Raw genomic sequence first — 23,468 nt, 5'->3', positions numbered from 1 at the left:
CACGATCACCGTCGAGGAAGCCAAGTCCATGGAGACGACCCTCGATCTCGTCGAGGGGATGCAGTTCGACAAGGGCTACATCTCGCCCTACTTCGTCACCGACAAAGAGAACATGGAAGCGATTCTCGAGGATTGCTACATCCTGATTTACGAGAAGAAGCTCTCGAACATGAAGGACCTCCTCCCGCTCTTGGAGAAAGTGGCGCAGAAGGCGAAGCCGCTTCTCGTGATTGCGGAGGACGTCGAGGGTGAGGCGCTCGCGACTCTGGTCGTGAACAAGCTCCGGGGCACGCTCCAGGCGTGCGCGGTGAAGGCGCCGGGCTTCGGCGATCGCCGGAAGGCCATGCTCGAAGACATCGCGATCCTCACCGCGGGCAAACTCATCACCGAGGATCTGGGGATCAAGCTCGAGAACGTGAAGATCGAGGACTTGGGGCGCGCCAAGCGGGTCACGGTGGACAAGGACAACACGACCATCGTGGAAGGCGCGGGCAAGACCACGGACATCCAGGGTCGCATCACCCTCATCAAGAAGCAGATCGAGGACACGACCTCGGACTACGACAAGGAGAAGCTCCAGGAGCGCCTGGCGAAGCTCGCGGGCGGCGTGGCGGTTGTGAACGTGGGTGCGGCGACCGAGACCGAGATGAAGGAGAAGAAGGCTCGGGTCGAGGATGCGCTCCACGCGACGCGCGCGGCGGTCGAGGAAGGAATCGTCCCGGGGGGCGGCGTGGCGCTGATCCGCTGCATCCCGGCCATCGACAAGCTGAAGCTGGAAGGTGACGAGCTCATCGGGGCGAACATCGTGAAGCGCGCGCTCGAGGAGCCTTTGCGTCAGATCGTGAACAACGCGGGCCTGGAAGGCTCGGTGGTCGTGGAGCAAGCCCGCAAGGAGAAGAACACAGTCGGCTTCAACGTCGAGACGGAGAAGTTCGAGGATCTGTTCGAGGCCGGCGTCGTGGATCCGACCAAGGTAACGCGCTCCGCGCTGCAAAACGCGGCATCGGTGGCTTCCTTGTTGCTCACGACGGAAGCTCTGGTCGTCGAGATTCCCGAGAGGAAGAAGCCGGCTTCGGCGGCGCCCCATGGTGGCGGCTACGAGGACATGTACTAGGCCGAGGTAGCCTCACCTCGCCACGGACCGGCTCCATGTCGGCCCAAGGGAGCTCATAGACAGAGGGGCGGGACCGCAAGGTTCCGCCCCTCGTCTTTTCCTAGTGGTGGTGGCTCTCGGGCGGCATCGAGCCGCCCCCCTGCCCGGGTGCAGGCGCCGAATCGGCCGGAGCGCTCCCGCTCGCCGCGGGCGCCGCCGGAATCGCCGCGAGCCGCGCCCAGTCGGCCGGGGTAATCTGGGTCACGACCCGGTATTTCTGCTCGCCGAGCGGCCGGAACACGAGCGCGTCCCCCTCCTTCAGCTGATCGCGATTCAGGCCGGGGACGATGGGGATGAGCTGGTCCTGATGCCCCACCAGAACGAGGTTCTTCCCCGCGGGAGGTGGCGTTCCCAGCATCTTGATGCGCGCCTCGCGGAACGTCGGACCCTTCCAAAAGAGCATGATGGTGGTGTCGTAAGCGCCGAACGCGAGCTGCGCGGTGTCACGGCAGCGCCACATCGGGCTCGCGAGCACCCTCTCGATCGGGATCTTGAGCGCCGCGATCGCTTTCCCGAGATGCGCCGCCTGTGTCCTTCCTGCCTCGCTCAGATTGCGCTGCTTGGCCCGGTCGGAGAAATCTCCTTCTGTGCCGTCCCGCTCGTTCCAGTTCGTCATCGCGTGACGAAAGAAGATAATGTAGCCACCCCTCGTCAGATTGCGGACGAGGGTGGAATCGGCCACGTGAGGGATCGAGTCCGCACCCGGAGCGGCCGGGGTGATCCGCGTGGGCGCCGGCGCGGCGGAGGCGGGCGCCGTGGGCGCGGGATCCGCGACCGCGGGGGGCGAAGCTCCGAGAAGCGCGGCGTACATTGCGAGCGTCCCAGCCAGGGTTCGGATCGAGATCATTCTGTCTTTCCCGGGGTTCCCTCGCGCGCGCTCAGCACGACCGCGAAGAGCGCGAGCGGCGCGATGTAGGATCCGCCGCGCTCGATGAATTCCCAGATCGGCGATCCGGTCATGGGATAGAGAAGCTCCGTCGCGAGCTTGAACACGGCGACCGCGATCAGCGCGTACCGGAGCGGCCGGATCGCGATCGCGAGCCCGAGCGCGATCTCGAGCCATCCCAGTATCTCCGTGAAGGCACCCCCCACCCAGGGCAAGGACGAGAGCCCGATCGCGGCGTACTGCCTCGTGAGCACGGCCTTGTGAACGACCGCCCCGTACGCCCCATGCCCGATCAGGAAGAGCGACGTCGTCCAGCGCAGCACCGCGGCGAGCCCGCGGAGCGATTCGCGCGTCACCGGGCGGGGCCGGATCGGCTCGAGCCATTCCCGCCACGTGCGTCCCGGCCCGCTGAGCAAGAGAAACGCTAGCGGGACGCCGTAGTTCCCGGCGCGGTCCAGGACCTCCCAGAAGGATTCCCCGGACAATGGCCGCAGAATCGCCGTGAACGATCCCCAAAAGGTCATGTAGACGAGCAGTGCTCGACGCGGGCTCAGGAATCCCATGATCGCCATGGAGATGTCGATCGTGCCGATGACCGGCATCAGCCGGTACGCCATCGGCTCGCTGATCCCGAACACCCCGAAGTAGGGAACCCAGGAGGCTTTGGTCATGACCCCGAACGCGCCGTGTCCCACAAATTCCATGAGGACCGAGACGCGAAACATCCAATGGAGCAGCGTGGCGAGCTGGGTGGCGGAAACGGCCGTTGATCGGGTTGCCAGGGAAGAGGTTACGGCGGCTCGCTGGGAGGCAAATTCGTTCAAGTTATTACAACTATACAAGATAGAGGCGCGAAAATCAAGCCCCGGTTATCGCGAACGCCCCCGCGATCATGTCCCCGTGGATGCCGACCGTGTCCTCCACCCTCATCGCGTATCCGCCCGCCAGGAACGCGGCCGCCGGGATGCCGCGCGAGGCGCACGCTCCGAACACGATGTGGTCTCGCCGGCGCAGGTCTTCGCGGCTCAACTTCAATCGGCCGAGCTGGTCCTCCTCGAAGGGGTCCGCTCCCGCGACGTAGGCGACGAGATCCGGGCGGTGCCGGTCCAATATCGCGGGCGCATGACGCTCGAGCGCGGCAAGGTACTCCGCGCCGCCCGTGCCGGTATCCAGTCCGATGTCGAGATCGCTCGGCGGCTTGACCGCCGGGTAGTTCTGTTCCTCGTGCATCGAGAACGTGAAGACACTGGGATCGTCGCGGAAAATAGCGGCCGTGCCGTTCCCCTGGTGGACGTCCAAGTCGATCACGGCCGCCCGGCGGATCAGCCCCTCGTGCTGAAGCGCGCGGATCGCAATCGCGATGTCGTTGAAAACGCAAAAACCTTCGCCGTGATCCGGAAACGCGTGATGGAACCCGCCGCCCAGGTTGATCCCGACGCCGCCGCGCGCGAGCGCCTCCCGCCCGGCAAGGATGCTGCCCCCCGCGCACAGGAAGGAGGCCTCGACGAGCTGCTTCGAGTAGGGAAGCTCCAAGATCGCCTCCTCGAGCACGGAGAGCCGCCCCTGGACGAGCTTGTCCACGTAGGCGCGATCGTGCACGCGAAGCACTTGCTCGAGGCTCGCGCGTCCCGGCTCGAGGACCTCGGAGTCGGCGAGAAGCCCTCGCCGCACGATTTCCTCGCGAACGAGGCGGAATTTCCGGGTCGGGAAGACGTGCCCGCCGATGTCCGCGAAATAACCGTTGGAATGGACGACCGCCGGCGCGGACACGGCACCTTATTCGAAGGGAGCGCGGGCCGCGGTCGCCGGGCGGAGCTCGTCCTCGATCGCGACCGGCGCACCCGAGCCTGTCTCGGCGGCGCGCGGAGCGAGGGCGCGGTAGAGGGCCATCAGCGCGGCCACCCAGAACGGGAAAAAGACGGTATCGATCGCGCTCGACCAGATCACGCCCGCCACCTTGAAGGGAGCCGAAGCGAGTCCCGAGGATCGTTCCGCGGCGGTGAGAATCGCCGAAGGCATCATCGCGAATAAATACACGATGGTGGCGACAAACACGAAGGCCAGGAGCCGGCCGAGCACTCCTGCAAGGTTTTCCCGAACGAGCCGGATGCTCGTCGTGATGGACCGGACCGGCCCCTCGCCATCGAGCACGACGGCGGGCGTCGCGAACATCAAGAAGAGGCTCCCGACGAGCGACCAGACGAGGCCCGCCAGCAGCACGAACGCCATCGCGACGACGCGGGCGGTATCGGGATCCGCCCGGCTGACCGAAACCATGATTCCCGCCACGACGCACAGCGCGACGAACGGCGTGAAGAGAATCAGCATCTGAACGACTCCCGAGATCATGAAACTCCACGCAACCTCGAGCACTTGCCGGATCGCGGCCCCGAAGCTCACGTCGCGCCCGCGCAGGATGCCGTCTTGTAGAGGAAGAAACGGGGTATAGATCAGGAGCAGGAGCGGAACAAAGGTCCCGATGATCGCGATCTGGGGAAGAAAGGCGCCGATCGCGTCCCTCCCTTCGGGATAGGCGTAGTCCGAGAGCGCGACGTAGACGCCGATGCCGAGGCGGTAGAAGTAAAGGAGCAGGAGCGCGGGCAGAGCGGGTCGGAAGGAGCGCCGGCCGAGGCTCACGATCGCGCGGAAGTAGTCGGCTACCTGCGGGAGTGGCGCTCCGGCCCTCGTCGAGCCGACGACCCCCACTTCGGCGTTCATGGGCGGGCATTCTACGCCGCTTCCACCCGCGTTGCCATCCTCGAACCCATCTGCTAGCGTGCGGCCGCCATGGCGATTCACACCGCATTCGCGCGCGCGGCGACCCGGCTCACGGACTGGACCCAGCGGTGGGTTCCCGGAACCTTCACGATCGCCTGGCTCCTTACGCTCATCGTCCTGCTCCTCGGGGTCACGGCGGGACACGCCTCCTTCCTCACGTGCGTCTCGGCGTGGGGGGACGGTTTCTGGGAGCTGCTCCCCTTTTCCATGCAGATGTGCCTCATCATGTTCACGGGGAGCATCGTCGCGGTGTCGCCCCCGGTCGGACGCGCCCTCGCGTGGCTTGCTTCTCGGCCCCGAACCCCGCGCCAGTCCATCCTGTTGGTGGCGCTCGGTTCGATGATGCTGGCGCTGGTTCATTGGGGGATCAGCATCGTGGGAAGCGCCGTCTTGGTCCGCGAGCTGGGGCGGCGAAGGGCGGGAGTCGATTACCGGCTCCTCCTCGCGGCCGCCTACCTCGGCATGGGCACGACGTGGCACGCCGGGCTCTCCGCCTCCGCCCCCCTTCTCGTCGCCACCCCGGGGCACTTCCTCGAATCGGAAATAGGAATCATCCCGGTTTCCGAGACCATCTTCGCGCCCTTCAATCTCATCCTGGTCGCGCTCGTGGTGCTGCTCTTCTCGATCGTCACGCCCCTCCTGCATCCCGCCCCCGCGGAGACCGTCGAGGCGACGCCTGCCCAGCTCGAGTCGATCCACATGTTCCGGCCGCCCCGTCCCCCGACGGCGGTGGAACGACCGGCGCCTGCGACCCGGCTCGAGTACTCGAGATGGGTGAACCTCACCTTCGGCGCGCTCGCCCTCGTCTGGGTCGTGGATTACGTCTTCATGAGGCCGCAGCACGCGGTCACGCTGAACGCGCTCAACTTCGTCATGCTGGGCCTCGCGGTCGCGCTCCATCCTTCCGCCGCCTCGCTCGTAGGGGCCGCGGAGGAGGCGAGCGGGCTCGTTTTCGGAATCATCTTGCAGTTCCCTCTCTACGCGGGGATGTATGGCATCATCCGCGAGACCCACCTCGCCGAGGCGCTGGCCGGCGTCTTTGTCGCGGGCGCGACGGCGCGCACGTATCCCCTGATCGTCTACTGGTACTCGGGAATCGTGAACTATTTCGTGCCCTCGGGAGGCTCCAAGTGGGCGATCGAAGCGCCCTACATCCTCTCCGCGGGCCAAACGCTCGGCGTGCCGGCGGCCAAGGTCGTGACCGCCTACGCCTGGGGCGACATGATGACCGACATCATCCAGCCTTTCTGGGCGATCCCGCTCCTCGCCGCGGCGAAGCTGGACTTCCGTGAGATTCTCGGGTTCTGCTTGATCCTCTTCTGCGTCTACGCGCCGCTTGTCTCGCTCGCCTTCTTGTTGTTCCCCCGATGAGGCCGCCCCAGATCCACCCGCGGGTGACCTCCGATCTGGAGGGGCTCGACCCGGAGCAGAGGGCCGCGGTCGAGCACGACCAAGGGCCGCTCCTCATCGTGGCGGGGGCGGGGACGGGGAAGACCACCGTCATCGCGCGCCGCGTCGCGCATCTGATCGCGTCGGGGCGCGCGCGCGCGTCGGAAATCTTGGCCCTCACCTTCAATGAGAAAGCCGCGACCGAGATGCAGGAGCGGGTGGACATTCTCGTTCCGTACGGATACGCCGACGCCCAGATCGCGACCTTCCACGCGTTCGGTGAGGAGGTGCTCTCGACCTTCGGGATCGAAATCGGGATCGCCCCCGGTTTTACGGTTCTGGATCAGTCGGCGCAGGCGCTCTTTCTCGCGGAGCATCTCGAGGCCCTCGGGTTGAACCACTACGCGCCGCTATCCGATCCGACGAGATACCTGCGCGAGCTGGCGGCGTTCTTCAACAGGCTCAAGGACTACCCGATCGATCCCGAAGAGCTGAGGCGCTTCGCCGAGGCGGGGCTCGCGCGTCCCGGGGCGAACTCCGCGGATCGGGATGGCTTCGCGCGGTTCCTCGAGCTGGCCCAAGCCGCCGATCGCTACAACCACCTCCTCTGGAAGGGGGGATTCGCCGATTTCGGGGATCTTCTTGCCCTGTCGCTCAAGGTTTTTGATGAGAGCCCCTCGGCGCTCCGATTCCTCCAGGAGCGCTTCCGGTACGTCCTCGTGGACGAGTTCCAGGACACGAACCCGGTTCAGTTCGAGATCGTGAGGCGCCTCACGGCGGTCCACCGGAATCTGGTCGTCGTGGGGGATGACGACCAGAGCATCTATCGATTCCGGGGCGCCCACCTCCAGAACATCCTCAAGTTTCACGAGTTCTTTCCGGACGCCCGCTCGATCGTGCTCACGCGGAACTACCGCTCGACGCGGGAAATCCTGAAATCCGCCCGGCGGCTCATCCTCGTGAATCGGGACCGCCTCGAGACCCGGCTCCACATCTCGAAGGAGCTTCTGACCGAGCGGAGCGGGCCGGTGCCGCGCATCAAGGAGCTTCCCACCGAGGCCGAAGAGGCGGCCTGGGTGGCGGCGGAGATCCGCGCCGCCGTGGAATCGGGAGCGCGCCGGTGCCGGGACTTCGCGATTCTCGTGCGCTCGAACAAGAACGCGGAACCCTTCCTCCGCGCGCTCGACGAGCAGGGCGTGCCGTATTACTTCTCGGGCAGCCGGGGGCTCTTCCAGCGTCCCGAGATCAAGGAGCTGGTGGCGCTCCTCTACTCCCTGTCGCAGGACGCACGCGAGGATCACCTGTACTACCTGGCGGAATCGGCGTACGGGGTGCCGGGGGACGATCTGAGCCGGCTCGTGCACGCCCTTTCCTCCGAACCGACGAAGCTGCGCACGCTCATGGAGCGGGCGAGCACGGGCTCGGCAGCGGTCGAGGTCTCCGAGGAGGCGAGGGAACGGATCGCGACGATGCTCGAAGATCTCCGCACGCTCAAGCACACCGCCCGCGACCACCGCGTGGGAGAGGTGCTGCGCGCCTACCTCGAGCGCCGCGGGATCATCAAGAGGCTTCGCACTCCTTCGAGCTTCGAAGACGAGATCAAGGCGCGAAACATCGTCAAGTTTTTCAAGGTTATTCAGTCCTATGGCTCCGTCGCGGTCGTGGACCGGGTGCCGCTCTTCCTCCGCCATCTCGGGGCGATCATGGAGTACGGGGAGGATCCCGCGGTGGCGGAGATCGGCGAGGAATCGGACGTGGTCCAGGTCCTCACCATCCACCGCGCGAAGGGCCTCGAGTTTCCGGTTGTCTATCTGGTGCAGGCCGCGACCGACCGCTTCCCGACCCGGAATCTCCGCCGGGGAATCGAAGTGCCGGTCGAGCTGGCTCCCGGGGAGCGGCACAGCTCCGAGCTGCACAAAGAAGAGGAACGCCGGCTCTGCTACGTCGCCTTCACGCGCGCGAAGGAGGAGCTGGTCGCGACCCATGCGGTAGACTACGGGGGCAAGCGGCCCCGGCAGCGAAGCGAGTTCCTGTCGGAGGCATTCGACCTGGGAAAACCAGCGCCGGCGCAAAAGAAGCAGCGCGCGCTGGAGGAGCTGGAGGCGTACAGGACCGACGCGCCGCAGGGTCTTCCCCCGCTCGCGCGCCCGCCTGCCAGAGAGCCAATCTTGTTGAGCCACCAGCGCATTGCCGACTACGACACGTGCCCGCTCAAGTACCACTTCCTCCACGTGCTCGCCGTCGATCCCATCCTGACGCTGGACCACCGCGTGAACTTCGGGAACGCGGTCCACCAGGCGGTCGCGTTCGCCCTCGAGCGCCATCGCCTGGGCGAGCCGCCCACGTTCGACCAGGTGATCGAGGTATTCCGGCAGAGCTGGAGAAACGAGGGATACCGGTCGGAAGAGCACGCCCGGCGTCGATTCGATCAGGGCGCCGGGGCGCTGCGGTCCTTCCTGGAGCGCGAGGTCCACTCCGAGGGGCCGCCGGCCGACGTCGAGCGCTCGTTCCGGTTCAAGCTCGGGGACGTTGTCGTTTCGGGCAGGATGGACCGGGTGGACGAGGGGCGCGACGGAGTCGTCATCACCGATTACAAGACGAGCGAGCTGGAGGCGGAAGAGAATGCGGACACGAACGCTCGAGACAATCTGCAGCTATCGATCTACGCCCTCGCGCACAGGGAGCTGACCGGCCGCGTGCCCGAACGGCTCGAGCTGCGCTACGTCTTGAGCGGGGCGGTCGGAACGTCCACGCGCTCCGAGGAAAAACTCGAACGGACCCGGGATCGAATTCTCGCGATCGCCGAGGCCGTACGCTCCGGGGATTTCCACGCCCAACCGAGCGAGCACAATTGCTCGATCTGCGCCTGCCGTCCGATTTGCAGCGAGTCCGCTGTCTAGGCCGCCGAGAGCACGCCGTCGAGCACCGATACGATCTGGTGCTTCGGAACGGCGCCGACAATCTGCTCGACGATTTTCCCACCTTTGAAGACGTAGAGGCTGGGGATGCTGCGGATCGAGTACTGTGCCGCGATCCGCTGGTTCTGATCCACGTCGACCTTGGCGACTTTGATCTTCCCCTGGTATTGCTTCGCGACCTCCTCGACGACGGGGGAGACGATCCGGCAGGGGCCGCACCACTCGGCCCAGAAATCCACCAGAACCGGGATCTTCGAATTCAGCACCTCGGATTCGAACGTGCTATCGCTTACCTGGACGACCGCATCAGACATGGGCCAAGACTCCTTACACGATGAGTGGAACGCCCTTCCACACGAGCTGCGAAAAACTAACGATTTAGACTCCGCGCATCAAGGTTCGATTCGCGGCGGCCCGCGCCGCCGCAGGGAATGGGGCCGCGCGGGGACAGGCCGCCGCCGGCGTTGACACTCCCGGCCCGGATGCCTAGACTGGCCGGGCGCAAGCTTCAGGGCGGTCCTTCCCCGCGAGGCTCCCGGAGTCCGATTGATCGAAGTACTGAACCTTGGTAAGACCTTCCACGACCGCAAGAAAGGCGATATCCCCGCGGTCCGGGACATCTCCTTCTCCTGCTCCCCGGGTCGGATCTTCGGGCTGCTCGGCAGAAACGGCGCCGGGAAAACGACCACCCTCCGCATGCTCGCCACGATCCTCGTCCCCACCTCGGGCACGGCGCGGATCGAAGGCTTTGACGTGAATGAGCGCGCCGGCGACGTGAGGAAGCGGATCGGCTATCTCTCCGGCGACACCAAGCTCTACGACCGGCTGACCGGCCGGGAGCTGCTCGAATATTTCGGCGAGCTGGCGGGAATGACGCCCGCGGCCATCGCCTCCCGGATCCCGGAGCTTCAGGAGTCCTTCGGCTTGGGTGAGTTCCTCGAGAAGCGCGTCGGGAAAATGTCCACCGGGATGAAGCAGCGGCTTTCGCTCGCTCGCGTCGTCCTCCACGATCCGCCGGTGCTCATCTTCGATGAACCGACCTCCGGGCTGGACGTCATGGGCGCGCGCGAGGTGTTGAGGATCGTGCGCGATTTGAGCGCGAAGGGGCGCACGGTCATCTTTTCGACGCACATCATGACCGAGGCCGAACGGATCTGCGACGAGATCGCGATCATCGAGAAGGGATCGATCCTGGCCCAGGGAACCGTGGACTCGCTCAAGCGGGAGAACGGCGGCGGGTCGCTGGAAGATGTGTTCGTGAAGACGGTCGGCGAGGTCAACGGTGACGCATAGGTCCTGGACCGTATGCCGCAAGGAGCTGCGCGACGCGATGCGGGACGGCCGCACGATCATCGCGGTGTTCGTGGTCCCCTTCATCCTCTACCCGGGGCTCATGCTCTTCATGGGTTGGATCGAATCCCAGAACAAGAGGGACGAGAGCGCGCTCCAGGTGCGCGTGGGGATCGTGGGCGAAGCGGAGCTCCCGGCCGTGCGTCAGCGCCTGCAACAGGTCGCGGGCGTCTCCACCGTCCCCCTGGATCGGGCACCCGCCTCCATGGAGGACGCGGGCGTGGACGCCGTGCTCGTGATTCCTCCGGTCCTCCGCCAATCCATCGCCCGCGGCGATTCCGTGAAGGTGGAGCTTCTCTACAAAGATGCCGATCACAAGTCCTCGGCGGCGGAGGTGCGGATGAGGCCCGTCCTGGACGACGTCCGTCGGGCGCTGACCGTCCTATGGGCGCAGAGCCGCGGCGCCAAGGTCGACCAGGCTCCGGGCATCTCGGTGGACCATCGCGACGTCTCCTCGAAGGCGGAGACGGGGCGCTACATCGCGGCCTTCATCATTCCGTATATCCTCGTCTTCATGGTCGCGGCCGGTTCCATGCACATCGCGATCGACACGACGACGGGGGAAAAGGAGCGAAGCACGCTGGAGACCCTTCTCGCGACCTCGACCTCTCGCGGCGAGCTGGTGCTCGGCAAGTGCATGGCGGTGATCAGCACGGCGTTGACGGCCGGCTTTATCGGCATTTTCGGGCTCTGGTTCAACTTCACCGTGGTCGCGGGGCTCATGCCCGCGCTCGCGACCCAGTCGATGCAGCTCTCGATCCGGCCCGACCAGGCGCTCTTCATTTTCCTGACGGTGCTTCCAACCACGATATTCCTGGGAGCCGCCCTCGTCGCGATCGGCTGCTTCGCGCGGAGCATGCGCGAAGGTCAGACCTACGCGACCTACGTCTACATGGCCGCGATCTTTCTCGGCTTGGGGAGCTTTCGGCAGCTCGGAACGCCGCCGATCGGGCGATTTGCGATCCCGATCCTGAACACGGCGCTGCTCCAGCGGGAAATCCTGACCGACACGGTGGTGCCGATCCACGCGCTCGTCGCGATCGGCATGAGCGCGGCGATGGCGGCCGTCATGCTCCTCGTCGCGACGCGGCTTTTCTCGAACGAGTCCGTTCTCTTCCGGACATAGGGAGTCCCGCATGAAGCGAGACATCGACCACCTCATGAACGAGCGCGGGCTCTCGGCCGCGATCGTGCTCCAGGGCGAGTACATGAGCCCGACCTTTCGCTATATCACGGGCCCCCACGCCCACCTGAAGGGCATTGTGGTCTGGCGCCCCGGCGCGAAGCCCTATTTGGTCCACCATGCGATGGAGCGCGACAGCGCGGCCGCCACCGGGTTCGAGCTGGGAGACTACGGCTCGCTCGGCTGGATGAAATTGTTGGAGCAGGAAGGAAACCAGGTGCGGGCTTCGGCGCGCCTCATGCAGATCGTTCTCGACAGGCTGGGCGTTCGCGGACGGGTTCTGGTCGAGGGCGTCGTGCAGATCGGTTGGTATCACCACATCTTGAACTATCTCGGAAGGATCAAGCCGGACATCGAGCTCGTGGAGGACGAGGATCCCGGACTATTCGAGCTGGCGCGCAGCACGAAGGATCCCGAGGAGGTGAAGACGGTCCGATCGGTCGCCTCCGTATGCCAGCGGGCGTACGCGCGCATCCGCGAGATCATCGAGCGCGCGCGCCTCGAAGGGAGGAAGCTCCGCGATGCGGACGGCTGGGTCACGATCGGAAGACTGCGCCGCGAAGTGCGCCGGATCTTCTTCGAGGCCGGCCTCGTGGAACCGCACGGAAATATCATCGCGATGGGCCGCGACGCCGGGGTGCCGCACAACGAGGGGAACGACCAGGACGTCCTGGAAGAGGGGCGGCCGATCGTGGTCGATCTGTACCCCGCGCAGGAGAACGGCGGGTATTACTTCGACGTGACTCGAACCTACTGCGTCGGGCGAGCCCCGCGGGAGCTGAAGGAGCTTCACACGCTCGTCCAGGACGCGGTCCGGGAGACGGTCGATCGGCTGGCGATCGGAACCCCCGGCCGCGTCTACCAGGAAGGCGTTTGCGATCTCTTCGAGGCTCACGGACACAAGACGATCCGCCAGGACGAGCGTGTGCAGGAAGGGTACGTGCATGGGCTGGGACATGGCATCGGCCTCGAGGTGCACGAGCGCCCACGCTTGAGCGCCGCATCGAATCCGGATCTCATTCTCCCGGGTTCGCTCTTCACAGTGGAACCGGGTCTCTACTATCCTTCCCGAGGGATGGGTGTTCGGATCGAGGACGTGATCTACGCGCATCAGGACGGAACTTTCGAAAATCTCACCCATGTCCCCTACGAGCTGGAGATCGCACCCGCATAGGGAACGCGCCATTCTCGCCGGCCGCGAAACGAGGGGGCGGCATGGGGAGAACGGCAGGCTCCTGACCGAGCTTCGCCTCCTGGCCGAAACGGCCGGCGCCCAGGTGCGGGGCGAAGTGCTGCAGCGCCGCGGTCCCATCCGCTCGTCCACGTTCCTCAGCAAGGGAAAGATCGAAGAAGTACGCGTCCTCTCCGGCGAGGAGCAGGCGACGCTTCTGCTTCTCGACGACGACCTTTCCCCAGCCCAGAGCCGAAACCTCGGCGAGCAGCTCAACATGAAAGTCGTCGATCGAACCGGGCTCATCCTGGACATCTTCTCCCGACGCGCCCGGACGCGCGAGGCGCGCATCCAGGTGGAGCTGGCCCAGCTCGAGTACCTTCTGCCGCGGCTGACCCGCATGTGGGAGCATCTTTCCCGCTTGGGCGGCGGCATCGGGACCCGCGGGCCCGGCGAAACCCAGCTGGAGGTCGATCGGCGGCGGGTCCGCGAAAGGATCGCGAAGCTGAAGCGGGAGCTGGAGCGGGTGGTAAAGGAGCGGCGCGTGCAACGCCGGGGACGCCGGGGGTGCTTCAAAGTCTCGCTCGTCGGGTATACGAACGCCGGGAAATCGACTCTGTTCAACGCGCTCACCCGGGCCAGCGTGTACGTCGAAGACCAGCTGTTCGCGACGTTGGACCCCACGACCCGTGTCTTTCCGATCGGCCGCAATACACGCGCCCTTCTCACCGATACCGTGGGATTCATCCGCAAGCTCCCCTCCCATCTCGTCGTTTCGTTCCGCGCCACGCTGGAGGAGGTCACGGAGGCGGATCTCCTCCTCCACGTCGTGGACGCCACGGAGCCGGATATCGACGCGCATATCCAGGCGGTCGAGGCCGTGCTCGATTCCATCGGGGCGCTCGGCCGGCCCAGGCTCTGCGTGTTCAACAAGATCGACGCGGTTCCCGACGAGGTTTCGGTCCTGGGGCTCCGGGCGGGGTATCCCGGCGCGGTCTTCGTCTCCGCCCTCACGCGGGATGGAATCCCCGAGCTGCGCGAGGCCGCCATGCGGCATGTCATAGAGAATGCAGGCCACGAGGAGCGCGCGGCGCGCGGCGGAAGCACAGGGTCATGACGGGCGCCGGAATCGGCCCGATTCAGGATCCAGACTCCACGTCCCGCGTCGGCCGGATGCAGGCGGCGATCCGCGAGAGCGGGATGGACGGCTGGCTCCTCTTCGATTTCCACGGCACGAACCCGATCGCGCGGCGAATTCTCGGTTTGACCGCGAGCGCCGACCCTCCGAAGACGACGAGACGGTGGTTTTACTGGATCCCCGCATCGGGCGAGCCGGCAAAGCTCGTGCATCGTCTCGAGCCGCACGCGCTGGATCACCTTCCGGGCCCCGCCCTGGTCTATCTCACGTGGGAAGAGCTGGAGCGAATGCTCGGGGCGATGATCCACTCGGAGGGCGTCCGAAGCGCGGGGTATCCCACGGTTGCCGGAACCCCCCGCCGGATCGCAATGGAGTACTCCCCCTACTCCCGCCTTCCGAACGTGTCGCGCGTCGACGCGGGCACGGTCGAGCTGGTCCGCGCCACCGGCGCCCTGGTCGTCTCCTCCGCGGAGCTCACTCAGCGTTTCGAGGGAGCGCTGGCCCCCGATGCGCGGCGTGACCACCGCCGCACCGGATCCGCTCTGCACGCGATCATGGCGGCGGCATTCCAGCGGGTGCGCGGGTGCGCGCGCTCTGGAACGCCGACCACCGAGCTCGCCCTTCAGCGCTGGCTGCTCGAGCGATTGGATTCCGAGGGGCTGACCTCGAGCGACCCCCCGACCGTCGCGGCGAACGAGCACTCCGCCGACGCCCACTTTACGAATCGGGCCGCCCTCGACCGGCCGATCCGCGCCGGGGACTTCCTGCTTCTCGACGCCTGGGCCAAATCGAAGCGTCCGGGTGCCGTCTATGCCGACTACACCCAGGTCGCGTACTTCGGATCGGCTCCTCCCGAGGCCCATCAAGCCGCGTTCGCCGCAGTTCGCGAAGCGCGGGACGCGGCGATCGGCTTCGTGCGCGATTCCCTCCGCGCGGGCCGCGAGCCGAGAGGATGCGACGTGGACGACGTGGCGCGTGAGGCGATCCGCTCCCAAGGTCTCGGCGACCGCTTCATTCACCGGACCGGGCATTCGATCGGGGAGGAAGTACACGGGAACGGGGTCCATTTGGACAATCTCGAGACCCGCGACGAGCGAAGCCTGGTCGAGGGGACGCTCGTATCCGTGGAGCCGGGAGTTTACCTGGAGGACTTTGGGATTCGGAGCGAGGTGAATCTCCTCATCGACGGCGGCGAAGCCGTAGTCACGACCGAGCCGATTCAGAGGGAGATATTCGTCCTTGAGGCGTGAAACCCGGCCCGGGGGGCCTCGCGGGCATTCCCAGCCGAGGCCCCGCGCCGGAAAAGTACCCGTTCACGAGATCGAGTTCCGCACATCCCATTCCAGCGGCCCCGGTGGGCAGAACGTGAACAAGCTCGAGACGCGGGTCGAGGCGCGCTGGAAACTGCGTGAATCCGGCGCGATCACGCCGGAGGAGCGGGCGCGGCTCGAGGCGATTCTCGGGGCTCGGATCGGTCCCCGCGGAATCCTCCGCGTCACGAGTCAGCGCTACCGGAGCCAGTCGCGCAACAAGGAAGCCGCGCTCGCACGGCTCCAAGAGATCGTTGCCGAGGCGCTCACGCCGAGGAAGGAGCGCCACGCGACCGCCCCCACCCAAAAGTCGGAGGAATCGCGCATCGCGCAGAAAAAGCGCCGGTCGCGAATCAAGCGGCTCCGCGCCCTCAAGGACGAAGAGGCCGGGGGCTAGGCGGGGCTGTGTCTCGACTATTATAATTAGTTATGTTGTAAGAACTTATCTGCGACCTGCTCCACCCCCTCCGCAGCAACTTCGCCTCAAGTACGTATCTGCAAAGGTCGATATATGACTCTGACCATTCGGTTCGGGTCGGCGGGCCCGCGGCGCCACGAAGCGCGCGGGCTCCCGCCGCCATCGGCCATAACCACGGCCCGTTGTGGGGGGATCGCTGTGCTAAAGAGGAGAGGGAGCGACCGCCCCACCAACCCCGTCGCGATCACGTCCGCCTTGGTCCTCGTGATCGTGGCCTCCCTGGCGGCGCCGAAGCTGCGCGGGCCTTCGCCCGGGGACCGGGGGCGTCTCGGAACCGACGGCACGGACGAGGCCCGTTCCGGGGCTCCATCGAAGCCCCAGGTGTTCCGGTATTTCAACGAGAGGCCCGGCACTCTGGACCCGGCCCTCGCTTCCGACGCCTATGCCTCGATCGTCATCGCGCAGATTTTCAGCCCCCTCGTCGGGCTCACCTCCGATCTCGAGCCCATTCCCCAGGTCGCCGAGAGCTGGACCATCTCGCGCGACGGGCTCACCTACGTTTTCGACCTGCACAAGGGGGTCCGCTTCCATAACGGCCGTGAGGTCGAGGCGGGGGATTTCGTCTACAGCTTGACCCGGCTCTTCCGGGAGCCCTTCCGATCCCAGGGACTCGCGGCGGGCTACCTCGATGCGATCGTCGGGGTGCCGGAATTCATCGAGGGAAAATCGAAGAGAATCGCCGGCATCCGCGCCCTGGGCCGCTACAGGCTCCAAGTGAAGCTCAGCCGCCCCTACGGGGCGCTCTTGAGCGCGCTCGCGCTCGACCAGGCGTCGGTCGTGCCCCGCGAAGCGGTGGAAGCCGCAGGGAAGACGCCGTTTTCCCAGCACCCCGTCGGGTGCGGTCCCTTTCACCTGGCCTATCGGCGGGGGGAGGACGTCATCGTTCTCGCGGCCAATCCCGGCTATTTCCTCGGCAAACCCGCGATCGATTCCATCGTCTTCTACACGCCGAAGGCGGGCGCGGAAGGGGTGGATACCCAAGGAGCCGAGGCCCTGATCCGCGGCGAAGCGGCGATGGCGAATTTGCCGCTCAACCTGCTCGAGGAATTCAGGGGAAAGCCGAACATCCGCGTCGTGCGCTGGCAGGATCTGAGCCTTTCGTTCATCGGAATCAACACGAGAAGGCCTCCGCTCAACAATCCCAAGGTGAGGCAGGCGATCGCGCTCGCCATGGACCGCAAGGCGATGCTGAACCTATGGCCGGCGGGGAAGGTGCTCTCCCAAGGGATCCTGCCTCCGGGGCTGCCCGCCTACTCCCCCGAGCAGCGAACCTTTTCCCACGATCCCGAAACCGCGCGCCGCATGCTCGCGTCGGCAGGGTTCGGGCCCAGCCATCCCCTGCCGGCCATCACGCTCTGGAAGTCGACCGCGAACCAGAGCGTTCGCCAAGTGGATGCGGTGATGGTGAGCTCGCTCGCGGAGGCGGGAATCCACATCAAGCTCAAGTACGTCTCGTGGGCGGAGCTGGACAGCGTCATCACGGGCAGGCACGCCCAGATGTTCGGGCTGGCCTGGGTCGCGGATATTCCGGATCCCGACACCTTTCTCCGCGCGCTGTTCTACTCCTCCAGCGGAACCAACTATTTCCGGTTCGCGGACCGGACCGTGGACTCGCTCCTCGACGTCGCGCAAAGGACGGCGAATTCCGATCTGCGGATGAACGCGTACCGGGACGTGGAGAAACGCGTGGTCCAGGCCGCGCCGCTGATACCGCTTTTCCATTCGTCCACGTTCGTCGGGCTGAGGGAGGACCTCTCGGGGCTGGAAGTGAATCCGTTGGGTATATCCACACTCGCGATGGAGAAGCTCCGGATTGGAAAGCCCATCCACGAACGTGAGCCAATACAAGCGCTCCCTTGACCCGCCCGCAGGGCGCCGGTTCGGGCTCCAGACCCGGATCGTCCTCACCTTCGGGCTGATCGTCGTCGGGCTCGTGGGCGCCTCGCTGGCCTACGTGGTCCGGAACCAAACGGAATCGCTCCTCGGCCAGACCCGCGAAAAGGGATTCGCGCTCGCCCACAGCATCGCGTGGCTGTCCACGCCATCCCTCCTCTCGTACAACTATGTGGCGCTGAGCCAGGCCGCGAGCCGCTCCCGCGGGGACGCCGCAGTGGCCTACGTCGTGATCTACGACAAAGAGGGCCAGGTCGCCGCCGACAGCCGGGAGCGAAACTCCTTCGGGCATCCGCGGCGCGAACGCGCGGACACGGAAGCCGCTCAGACGCGCGAGGACCGCTGGATGATCGTCCCGGCCGCGTTGTCAGAACGGGCGCCTGCGATCGAGTTCCTCGTTCCCGTGTACGTGGGTGAGCACGACGTGAAGTGGGGGACCGTGAGGGTCGGGATCTCTCTCGCGGAAGTAAACGCGGATATTCAGCGGACGACCCACCACCTCGTTCTCGCGGGGATCGTCGCGGCGATCCTCTGCCTGATCGGCGCGCGTTTCGCGGCGCGCGCGATCACGCGCCCGATCGAGCGGCTGGTGGTCGCGATTCGCGCGATTACCCGAGGGGATTACTCGCAGCGACTGAATCTACGCAGCGGCGATGAGCTCGAGACGCTGGCATGGCACTTCGACCGAATGGCCGACGAGGTGCAGCAGCAGCAGGCGGAAATTCTGGCGAGTCGGGAGGATCTCCGCAGGCTCAACGAGAGGCTCGAGGCCACGGTGGAATCCCGGACCCACGCCCTCGCCGAGTCGGAGGGCAAGTACCGCATCCTGGTCGAGAGCTCTCCCCTGGGCATCCTGATCGTCCAGGCCGGCCGGGCGGTCTTCGTGAACAAGGCCTTCGAGCGGATGACCGGGCGGGACGCGACGGCGCTGCTCCAGCCGGGGATCGATCCCTTCGGCGTGTTCGATCCGGAATCGGAGCATCAGGTGCGCAAGGCCGTGCTCGAGAACGGGAACGGCGCCCAGGTGGAAGGGCAGATTTGCCAGCCGTCGGGCAAGCAGATCTTCGTCGAGGTGTATGCCGTCGGGCTTCTCTTCCAGAACGCGCCGGCGACGATGATCCTGATCTCTGACATCTCCGCCCAGCGCGACTTACAAGAGCGCCTCATCCGGGGGGAGAAGCTGCGCGCGCTCGGGGAGCTGGCTGCGGGAGTCGCGCACGATTTCAACAATAATCTCGGCATCATCCTGGGCCGGACGCAGCTTCTCCAGATGAAAGTGGCCGATCCGGAACTGACCGCGGGTCTCGAGGTCATCCGCCAGGCCGCCATGGACGGAGGGCAGACGGTGCGCCGGATCCAGCAGTACACGCGCGTCCGGGAAGAGTCGCAGAACGAAGTGCTCCATCTCCCTTCCGTCGCGGCCGAGGTGATTGAAATCACCAAGGGGAAATGGAAGAACGAAGCGGAGCGACGAGGCGTGAAGGTGGAAATCCGGATCGAGGCGGAGGCCGCCGCGCCCATTCTGGGCACCCGGGCGGAAATCCGAGAGGCGCTGACGAACCTCATCTTCAACGCCGTGGATGCGCTCCCGATGGGGGGCACGATCGTGATTCGGGCGCGCGTCGAGGGCGCCGAGTCCGTTTTCGAGGTGGAGGACAACGGCGTCGGGATGTCCGAGGACGTGAAGAGCCGCATGTTCGAGCCGTTCTTTACGACCAAAGGCCTTTCCGGGAACGGCCTGGGGCTCTCGATGGTCTACGGGATCGTGAGCCGCCACCGCGGCTCGATCGAAGTGGAGTCCACGGAACATGTGGGGACCGTGGTGCGCATGCGGTTCCCCTCCGTGGATCCCGCGAGGGCGAACCTCGCGAGACCCGACCGCCACCCCGCGCCGTTCAAGGCGCGCATCCTGGTGGTCGACGACGAGCCCGATCTCCTGGAAGTGATGCGCGACGCGCTCGTCTGCGAGGGGCATGAGATCGTCACCGGAAACTGCGGCACCGAAGGAATCGACCGGTTTCGCTCCGGGAAATTCGACGCGGTGTTGACCGATCTCGGCATGCCCGACGTGAGCGGATGGGAGGTGGCGCGGATCGTCCGTGCCGAGGGGGGCCCGGGCATCGTTCTGGGGCTCGTCACGGGCTGGGGCGCGACGGTGAGCGACGAGGTGATGGTCGCCCACGGGATCGATTTCGTGGTCAGCAAGCCCTTCGAAGTGGGCGTGCTCGCGTCGAGGGTGAACGAGGCGCTGGCCTCTCGGGCTCCTAGGCCCCGGCGATCCGCTTCACCCAGCGAACCTCGGCGGACTTGAGACGCCGCTCGCGGTAGCCGAGCGCCTCCAGGAACCTCGCGCCATCGTCGTAGCCTTCCGGGACGTCGGCCGCAATCGTCGTGACGCCGAGGTCGTTCGCGAGGAACCCTTCGGCCAGCTCGAGCGCCGCCCGTCCGTAGCCCCGTCCCCTCTCTCCCTGCGCGACGACGAGTCCCCGCAGCGTTGCGGGCACATCGTCGGCCCCGGCCTCGAACTCGATCGTGCCCACGAGCGATTTCGTGTCCGTGCGGCGGATGGCGAGGTAATACCGACTGTCCTCGGACAGCGCATCCTCGTAGAGCATCTCGACCGCGGTGGGATCGAAATCCGCGCTTCCGGTCAGCGCCTCGAAATAATCGGGCGCGTCCAGATAGACCTTCCAAATCGCGGGGAGATGCTCCGGCCCCGGGGCTTCGAGGTACACCAGAGGTCCGTCGATGCGCGTGTTGGTTCCGGTGCTCATCGAAGCAGGACCGCCTTTGCCACCCGGGTTCTGCCGCCCGATGTAAGCTCGATGAGGTACACCCCTCCCGGGACCGCGACGCCGCGATCGTCCCGACCGTCCCAGGTATAAGGATGAAGGCCGGGTGCCCCCGGTCCGTCCTGGAGCGTGCGGACCAGCGCTCCGTTCACGCGGAAGACACGCAACACGAACCGGCCATCGCGGTCCAGCGACACCGGCAGGGTCGCCGCGGGATGGAAGGGGTTCGGCCGCACGGGCCCGAGCGCCAGAACGCGCGGCGCCGGGGGGCTCGCGGGGATTGCCACCCGGACCGGTCCGTACTCGAGATTCGGAGCTCCCTCGCGCGGCGCGGTGACCCAGTAGGAATAGGTGGTCCCGGCCGCCAGATCGCGGTCCTCCCATTCGCCCGGGCCGAAATATCCCACCGGGTTCGCGACCCGGACGCGCGATCCCCCGTCCTGCGCCCGCTCGATCCCGACGGTGGGGTACCCGGCTCCGCCCAGATCCCAGGTGACCCGGACCCGCGATTGGACAGGGTCGTATTCGGCATCGAAGGGGATGACTTCCGCGCCGGTGGTCGCACAGGTCGCATCGCCATTGACCGAGACGTCGTCGATCCACCAGCCGCTGCCTCCGAACGTGAGCGTCGACGACCGGAAGCGGAATCCGATCTGGACGGTTCCGCTGTAGCCTGTGAGCGGCACCTTCGCCTGGGTGAACACGGTCTGGGTCCCGCTCCAGCGATCGGTGAACGGATAATCGGGTACGGGATGGAGGAGCGTCCACGTCGCGCCCGCGTCGGTGCTGATTTCCACGGAGAGCCCATCCGACCCCGTCTCCGTGCTGTATCGCTGCCAAAAGCTCAGCGTATCGTTCGATCCGGTGAGCCGAACCGGCTGGCTGATGAGCGAAGCATCCTCTCCGGCCGCATAGCTGCCCACGGGGCCCACGGGCCCGAGCTTCCAGGCCCAGGCTCCGGCCGGCGTGTGGTTCAGGCCCGACTCGCGATGCCACTCGTTTCCGTTCGAACACGACCGCTCGAGTCCGTGCCAGGGCTGCGCGGTTCCTTCGAAGTCGTCGCAGATGCCTCGTTTCACGCCGAGGAGCAACTGCACGGTGTCGGCCAGCACGAGGCCGTTCGGGGAGAAAACCATGTAGCGGTATGCGGCGCCGATCGGGTCGGGCGAGGAGTTGATCGTCGCCTCCACGGTGGTTCCCGAGTCGGTCTGGGCCGGTCCGACCGCGGCGTACGCGATGGAATCTCCCGCGGTGACGGTTGTGAGGCCGTCCAAAGACGTCACCTTTGCGTAGAGGGGCGGGGTGGGCGAGGCGCCGGGGTTGATCAGAGGAAAACGCAGCCGGACCGACTCCCCAGGCTCGGCCAGCCCGTCGCCGTCGTTCGGGGTACCCGTCCGGGGGGCGTCGTCCAGGGCGATCGCCGTCCTTTGCACCGAGGTGGCCGCCACGAGGAGATCGGCTGTGATCACGCCCCCGTTCTCCACGATGTTCCGGATCGCGACCTGCGAAAGGTCGCCGCAGTTCGACGCGCTGGAGGGGCAGGAAGTCGAACTGAATTCGGTCGCGAGGAGCGCTCCGGGCCACGGATCGTAGCGTTCCCCGCGATTTCCGGTGACGCTCGCCGCGGCGCCGCAAGCCGACTGCGACTCGGTCAAACCTCGATGAACGTCCAGATTCTGCACGCCCTCCGGACCCGAGACCGACTCCACCCCACCCGCCTCCTCGACGTCGACCATCTTGTGCTCGGGATTGTTGTTTCCGACCACCGATTCATCGACGTGGTAGATGAGGAGCCCGTGAGCCTGAAGGCCCTCGATCTCGACAGACCGGCGCACCAGCCCCCTATCGAACCCGACCGGTTGACGATTCTCGACGAGGAAATACTCGCCGATGTTGTCCCCGTTGGTCCAAAGGCGGTAGGTCGCTCCCCCCGACTCGACCGGTTGAATCACCGTGCCGATCTGATCCACCGGGACGATCGTCGGCGTGACCCATCCCAGCGTCTGCTTCGACCAGGCCGAGAAGTGCGCCGGGCTCGTGCCGAGCGATTCGCCCGGGGCGTGGTTGAAGTTCCCCGAGCCCATGAGGTCCCATTCGCCAATGCCCTCGGTGTTCACGGGGCCCGTGTCGTAGAGATCGGGGAGCCCCAGGACGTGTCCGAACTCGTGGCAGAAGGTCCCGATGGACATGATCTGGTTGACCGCCGTGTGCGGGGCTCCGCCCGCGGCCGCGCCCTTCCACCGTTCCGCCTCGGTCGTGTACGCGTTCGCCTTGATCGGGCCGCCGGCTCCGATATCGCCGCTCACGTACACGCTGGGAAGCGTCCACTTGTGCGAATGGATGTCGTTCTCGGACGCGGTCTCCTCACCCCCCGGCCCCGCGTGGACGACGAACACCCCGTCCACGAACCCGTCGTCATCACCGGAGTCCGGGATCCCGTCCGGGCCATCGCTGTCGAAGAGGCGAAAATCGAGGTCCTGGTCCGCGAGCGTCACGGCATCGTAGGCCATCTGCTGCGCGTTACGGGGGGGGGCGCCGAATCCGGACTGGGCGTCCGTGTAATAGCCATACGGGTGGGGCGCCGTGTACCAGCGCGTCACCACGCCGCTGATGTCGAAGGAATCCCTCGAGACCTCCCGGTAATAGTCGCGGAGGCTTCCGCCCGGCCGCGTCCCCACGCTGAAAAGGAGCGTATCGAAGGCGGACGTGGGGTGGGCCAGGGTGTCGGCGAGGTTTCCCGGGTCCCCCGGTATGGCCGGGTCCGGCGGGAACTGCAGAAGGATCACGATCGCCCGGTAGTGCCGTGAGGACGTGATCCGGAGGCGTTCGGCCCGGTCTACCCCGGCGGGCTTGCGGGCGAGTCGCTCCAGCGCGGCCGCGGCGGCATGCGTCCCGCGGAGGCGCGTTTCGGTGAAGATCGGAGCGACGGCGTGAGCCTTGGGAGCAAGGCCGGCAAGAAGGCAAACCCCGACGATGGTGACCCGTAGCCGCACGCAAAAACCCCCTTCCGGCAGGAGAGTGGCGCGGCC

The 23,468-nt window shown here is 66.3% G+C and carries 17 protein-coding genes; 11 read left to right on the top strand and 6 right to left on the bottom strand.

Going from position 1 to position 23,468, the window contains the following annotated elements; all coding sequences use genetic code 11:
* Positions 1 to 1,114, top strand: a 1,114-nt coding sequence (locus E6K76_08040) for a chaperonin GroEL (protein TMQ58450.1), incomplete at its 5' end; no start/stop codon positions are given.
* 100 nt (positions 1,115 to 1,214) lie between these two features.
* Here E6K76_08040 and E6K76_08035 read toward each other — a convergent pair.
* The 3 genes from E6K76_08035 to E6K76_08025 all read right to left on the bottom strand — a co-directional run bounded on the left by E6K76_08035 (position 1,215) and on the right by E6K76_08025 (position 4,757).
* Entirely contained in the window at positions 1,215 to 2,423 is a 1,209-nt protein-coding gene (locus E6K76_08035; GenBank protein TMQ58449.1) for a hypothetical protein, read from the bottom strand.
* Between the two features lie 474 nt (positions 2,424 to 2,897).
* Positions 2,898 to 3,809 carry a histone deacetylase gene (locus tag E6K76_08030; GenBank protein TMQ58448.1) on the bottom strand — a complete coding sequence of 304 codons (912 nt, stop codon included), beginning with the start codon at positions 3,807 to 3,809 and terminating at the stop codon, positions 2,898 to 2,900.
* A gap of 6 nt (positions 3,810 to 3,815) precedes the next feature.
* Positions 3,816 to 4,757 carry a hypothetical protein gene (locus E6K76_08025; protein ID TMQ58447.1) on the bottom strand — a complete coding sequence of 314 codons (942 nt, stop codon included), beginning with the start codon at positions 4,755 to 4,757 and terminating at the stop codon, positions 3,816 to 3,818.
* A gap of 69 nt (positions 4,758 to 4,826) precedes the next feature.
* On the opposite strand from E6K76_08025, the gene E6K76_08020 reads away from it, so the two are divergent.
* Complete coding sequence (locus E6K76_08020) at positions 4,827 to 6,188, top strand: short-chain fatty acid transporter (protein TMQ58446.1); 1,362 nt, start codon at positions 4,827 to 4,829, stop codon at positions 6,186 to 6,188.
* The gene (locus E6K76_08015) at positions 6,185 to 9,106 is read left to right on the top strand and encodes an ATP-dependent helicase (GenBank protein ID TMQ58445.1); all 2,922 of its coding nucleotides are present in this window, start codon (positions 6,185 to 6,187) and stop codon (positions 9,104 to 9,106) included. Before E6K76_08020 ends, E6K76_08015 begins: the two co-directional genes overlap by 4 nt.
* Here E6K76_08015 and trxA read toward each other — a convergent pair.
* Positions 9,103 to 9,438 carry a thioredoxin gene (gene trxA / locus E6K76_08010; protein TMQ58444.1) on the bottom strand — a complete coding sequence of 112 codons (336 nt, stop codon included), beginning with the start codon at positions 9,436 to 9,438 and terminating at the stop codon, positions 9,103 to 9,105. The two genes, E6K76_08015 and trxA, sit on opposite strands and share 4 nt — an antisense overlap.
* 232 nt (positions 9,439 to 9,670) lie before the next feature.
* Here trxA and E6K76_08005 point away from each other — a divergent pair, with 232 nt between their 5' ends.
* The 8 genes from E6K76_08005 (at position 9,671) to E6K76_07970 (ending at position 19,958) form a co-directional block, all read left to right on the top strand.
* On the top strand, positions 9,671 to 10,417 hold the full coding sequence (locus tag E6K76_08005; GenBank protein TMQ58443.1) for an ABC transporter ATP-binding protein: 747 nt from the start codon (positions 9,671 to 9,673) through the stop codon (positions 10,415 to 10,417).
* Complete coding sequence (locus E6K76_08000; protein TMQ58442.1) at positions 10,407 to 11,600, top strand: ABC transporter permease; 1,194 nt, start codon at positions 10,407 to 10,409, stop codon at positions 11,598 to 11,600. The genes E6K76_08005 and E6K76_08000 overlap by 11 nt, the downstream gene beginning before the upstream one ends.
* Positions 11,601 to 11,610: 10 nt before the next feature.
* Complete coding sequence (locus E6K76_07995) at positions 11,611 to 12,831, top strand: aminopeptidase P family protein (GenBank protein TMQ58441.1); 1,221 nt, start codon at positions 11,611 to 11,613, stop codon at positions 12,829 to 12,831.
* Positions 12,797 to 13,945, top strand: coding sequence for a GTPase HflX (hflX, locus tag E6K76_07990; GenBank protein ID TMQ58440.1), 1,149 nt, complete (start codon positions 12,797 to 12,799; stop codon positions 13,943 to 13,945). Before E6K76_07995 ends, hflX begins: the two co-directional genes overlap by 35 nt.
* The gene (locus E6K76_07985; GenBank protein TMQ58439.1) at positions 13,942 to 15,216 is read left to right on the top strand and encodes an aminopeptidase P family protein; all 1,275 of its coding nucleotides are present in this window, start codon (positions 13,942 to 13,944) and stop codon (positions 15,214 to 15,216) included. The genes hflX and E6K76_07985 overlap by 4 nt, the downstream gene beginning before the upstream one ends.
* Positions 15,206 to 15,673 (top strand): aminoacyl-tRNA hydrolase, encoded by a 468-nt coding sequence (locus tag E6K76_07980; protein TMQ58438.1) that lies wholly within the window; start codon positions 15,206 to 15,208, stop codon positions 15,671 to 15,673. Before E6K76_07985 ends, E6K76_07980 begins: the two co-directional genes overlap by 11 nt.
* A gap of 114 nt (positions 15,674 to 15,787) precedes the next feature.
* Positions 15,788 to 17,614, top strand: coding sequence for an ABC transporter substrate-binding protein (locus tag E6K76_07975; protein ID TMQ58437.1), 1,827 nt, complete (start codon positions 15,788 to 15,790; stop codon positions 17,612 to 17,614).
* Entirely contained in the window at positions 17,589 to 19,958 is a 2,370-nt protein-coding gene (locus tag E6K76_07970) for a HAMP domain-containing protein (protein TMQ58436.1), read from the top strand. Before E6K76_07975 ends, E6K76_07970 begins: the two co-directional genes overlap by 26 nt.
* Here the strand turns inward: E6K76_07970 and E6K76_07965 are convergent.
* Complete coding sequence (locus E6K76_07965) at positions 19,912 to 20,421, bottom strand: GNAT family N-acetyltransferase (GenBank protein TMQ58435.1); 510 nt, start codon at positions 20,419 to 20,421, stop codon at positions 19,912 to 19,914. The two genes, E6K76_07970 and E6K76_07965, sit on opposite strands and share 47 nt — an antisense overlap.
* Positions 20,418 to 23,432 carry a M6 family metalloprotease domain-containing protein gene (locus E6K76_07960; GenBank protein ID TMQ58434.1) on the bottom strand — a complete coding sequence of 1,005 codons (3,015 nt, stop codon included), beginning with the start codon at positions 23,430 to 23,432 and terminating at the stop codon, positions 20,418 to 20,420. The genes E6K76_07965 and E6K76_07960 overlap by 4 nt, the downstream gene beginning before the upstream one ends.
* Between the last annotated feature and the right edge of the window lie 36 nt (positions 23,433 to 23,468).

The sequence above is a fragment of the Candidatus Eisenbacteria bacterium genome, from assembly GCA_005893275.1.
In the GTDB taxonomy this organism is placed as follows: domain Bacteria; phylum Eisenbacteria; class RBG-16-71-46; order SZUA-252; family SZUA-252; genus WS-7.
Note: the sequence above shows the minus strand (reverse complement) of the source record. Positions and strands in the feature narration are given on the sequence as shown.

What these genes read in the sequence shown, in the direction of transcription:
- E6K76_08035 (TMQ58449.1), bottom strand. Translation starts at nt 2,423, where the DNA reads ATGGCTCGAGCCGATCCGGCCCCGCCCGGTGACGCGCGAATCGCTCCG.
- E6K76_08025 (TMQ58447.1), bottom strand. Translation starts at nt 4,757, where the DNA reads ATGAACGCCGAAGTGGGGGTCGTCGGCTCGACGAGGGCCGGAGCGCCA.
- E6K76_08020 (TMQ58446.1), top strand. Translation starts at nt 4,827, where the DNA reads ATGGCGATTCACACCGCATTCGCGCGCGCGGCGACCCGGCTCACGGAC.
- E6K76_08015 (TMQ58445.1), top strand. Translation starts at nt 6,185, where the DNA reads ATGAGGCCGCCCCAGATCCACCCGCGGGTGACCTCCGATCTGGAGGGG.
- trxA (TMQ58444.1), bottom strand. Translation starts at nt 9,438, where the DNA reads ATGTCTGATGCGGTCGTCCAGGTAAGCGATAGCACGTTCGAATCCGAG.
- E6K76_07995 (TMQ58441.1), top strand. Translation starts at nt 11,611, where the DNA reads ATGAAGCGAGACATCGACCACCTCATGAACGAGCGCGGGCTCTCGGCC.
- hflX (TMQ58440.1), top strand. Translation starts at nt 12,797, where the DNA reads ATGTCCCCTACGAGCTGGAGATCGCACCCGCATAGGGAACGCGCCATT.
- E6K76_07985 (TMQ58439.1), top strand. Translation starts at nt 13,942, where the DNA reads ATGACGGGCGCCGGAATCGGCCCGATTCAGGATCCAGACTCCACGTCC.
- E6K76_07975 (TMQ58437.1), top strand. Translation starts at nt 15,788, where the DNA reads ATGACTCTGACCATTCGGTTCGGGTCGGCGGGCCCGCGGCGCCACGAA.
- E6K76_07965 (TMQ58435.1), bottom strand. Translation starts at nt 20,421, where the DNA reads ATGAGCACCGGAACCAACACGCGCATCGACGGACCTCTGGTGTACCTC.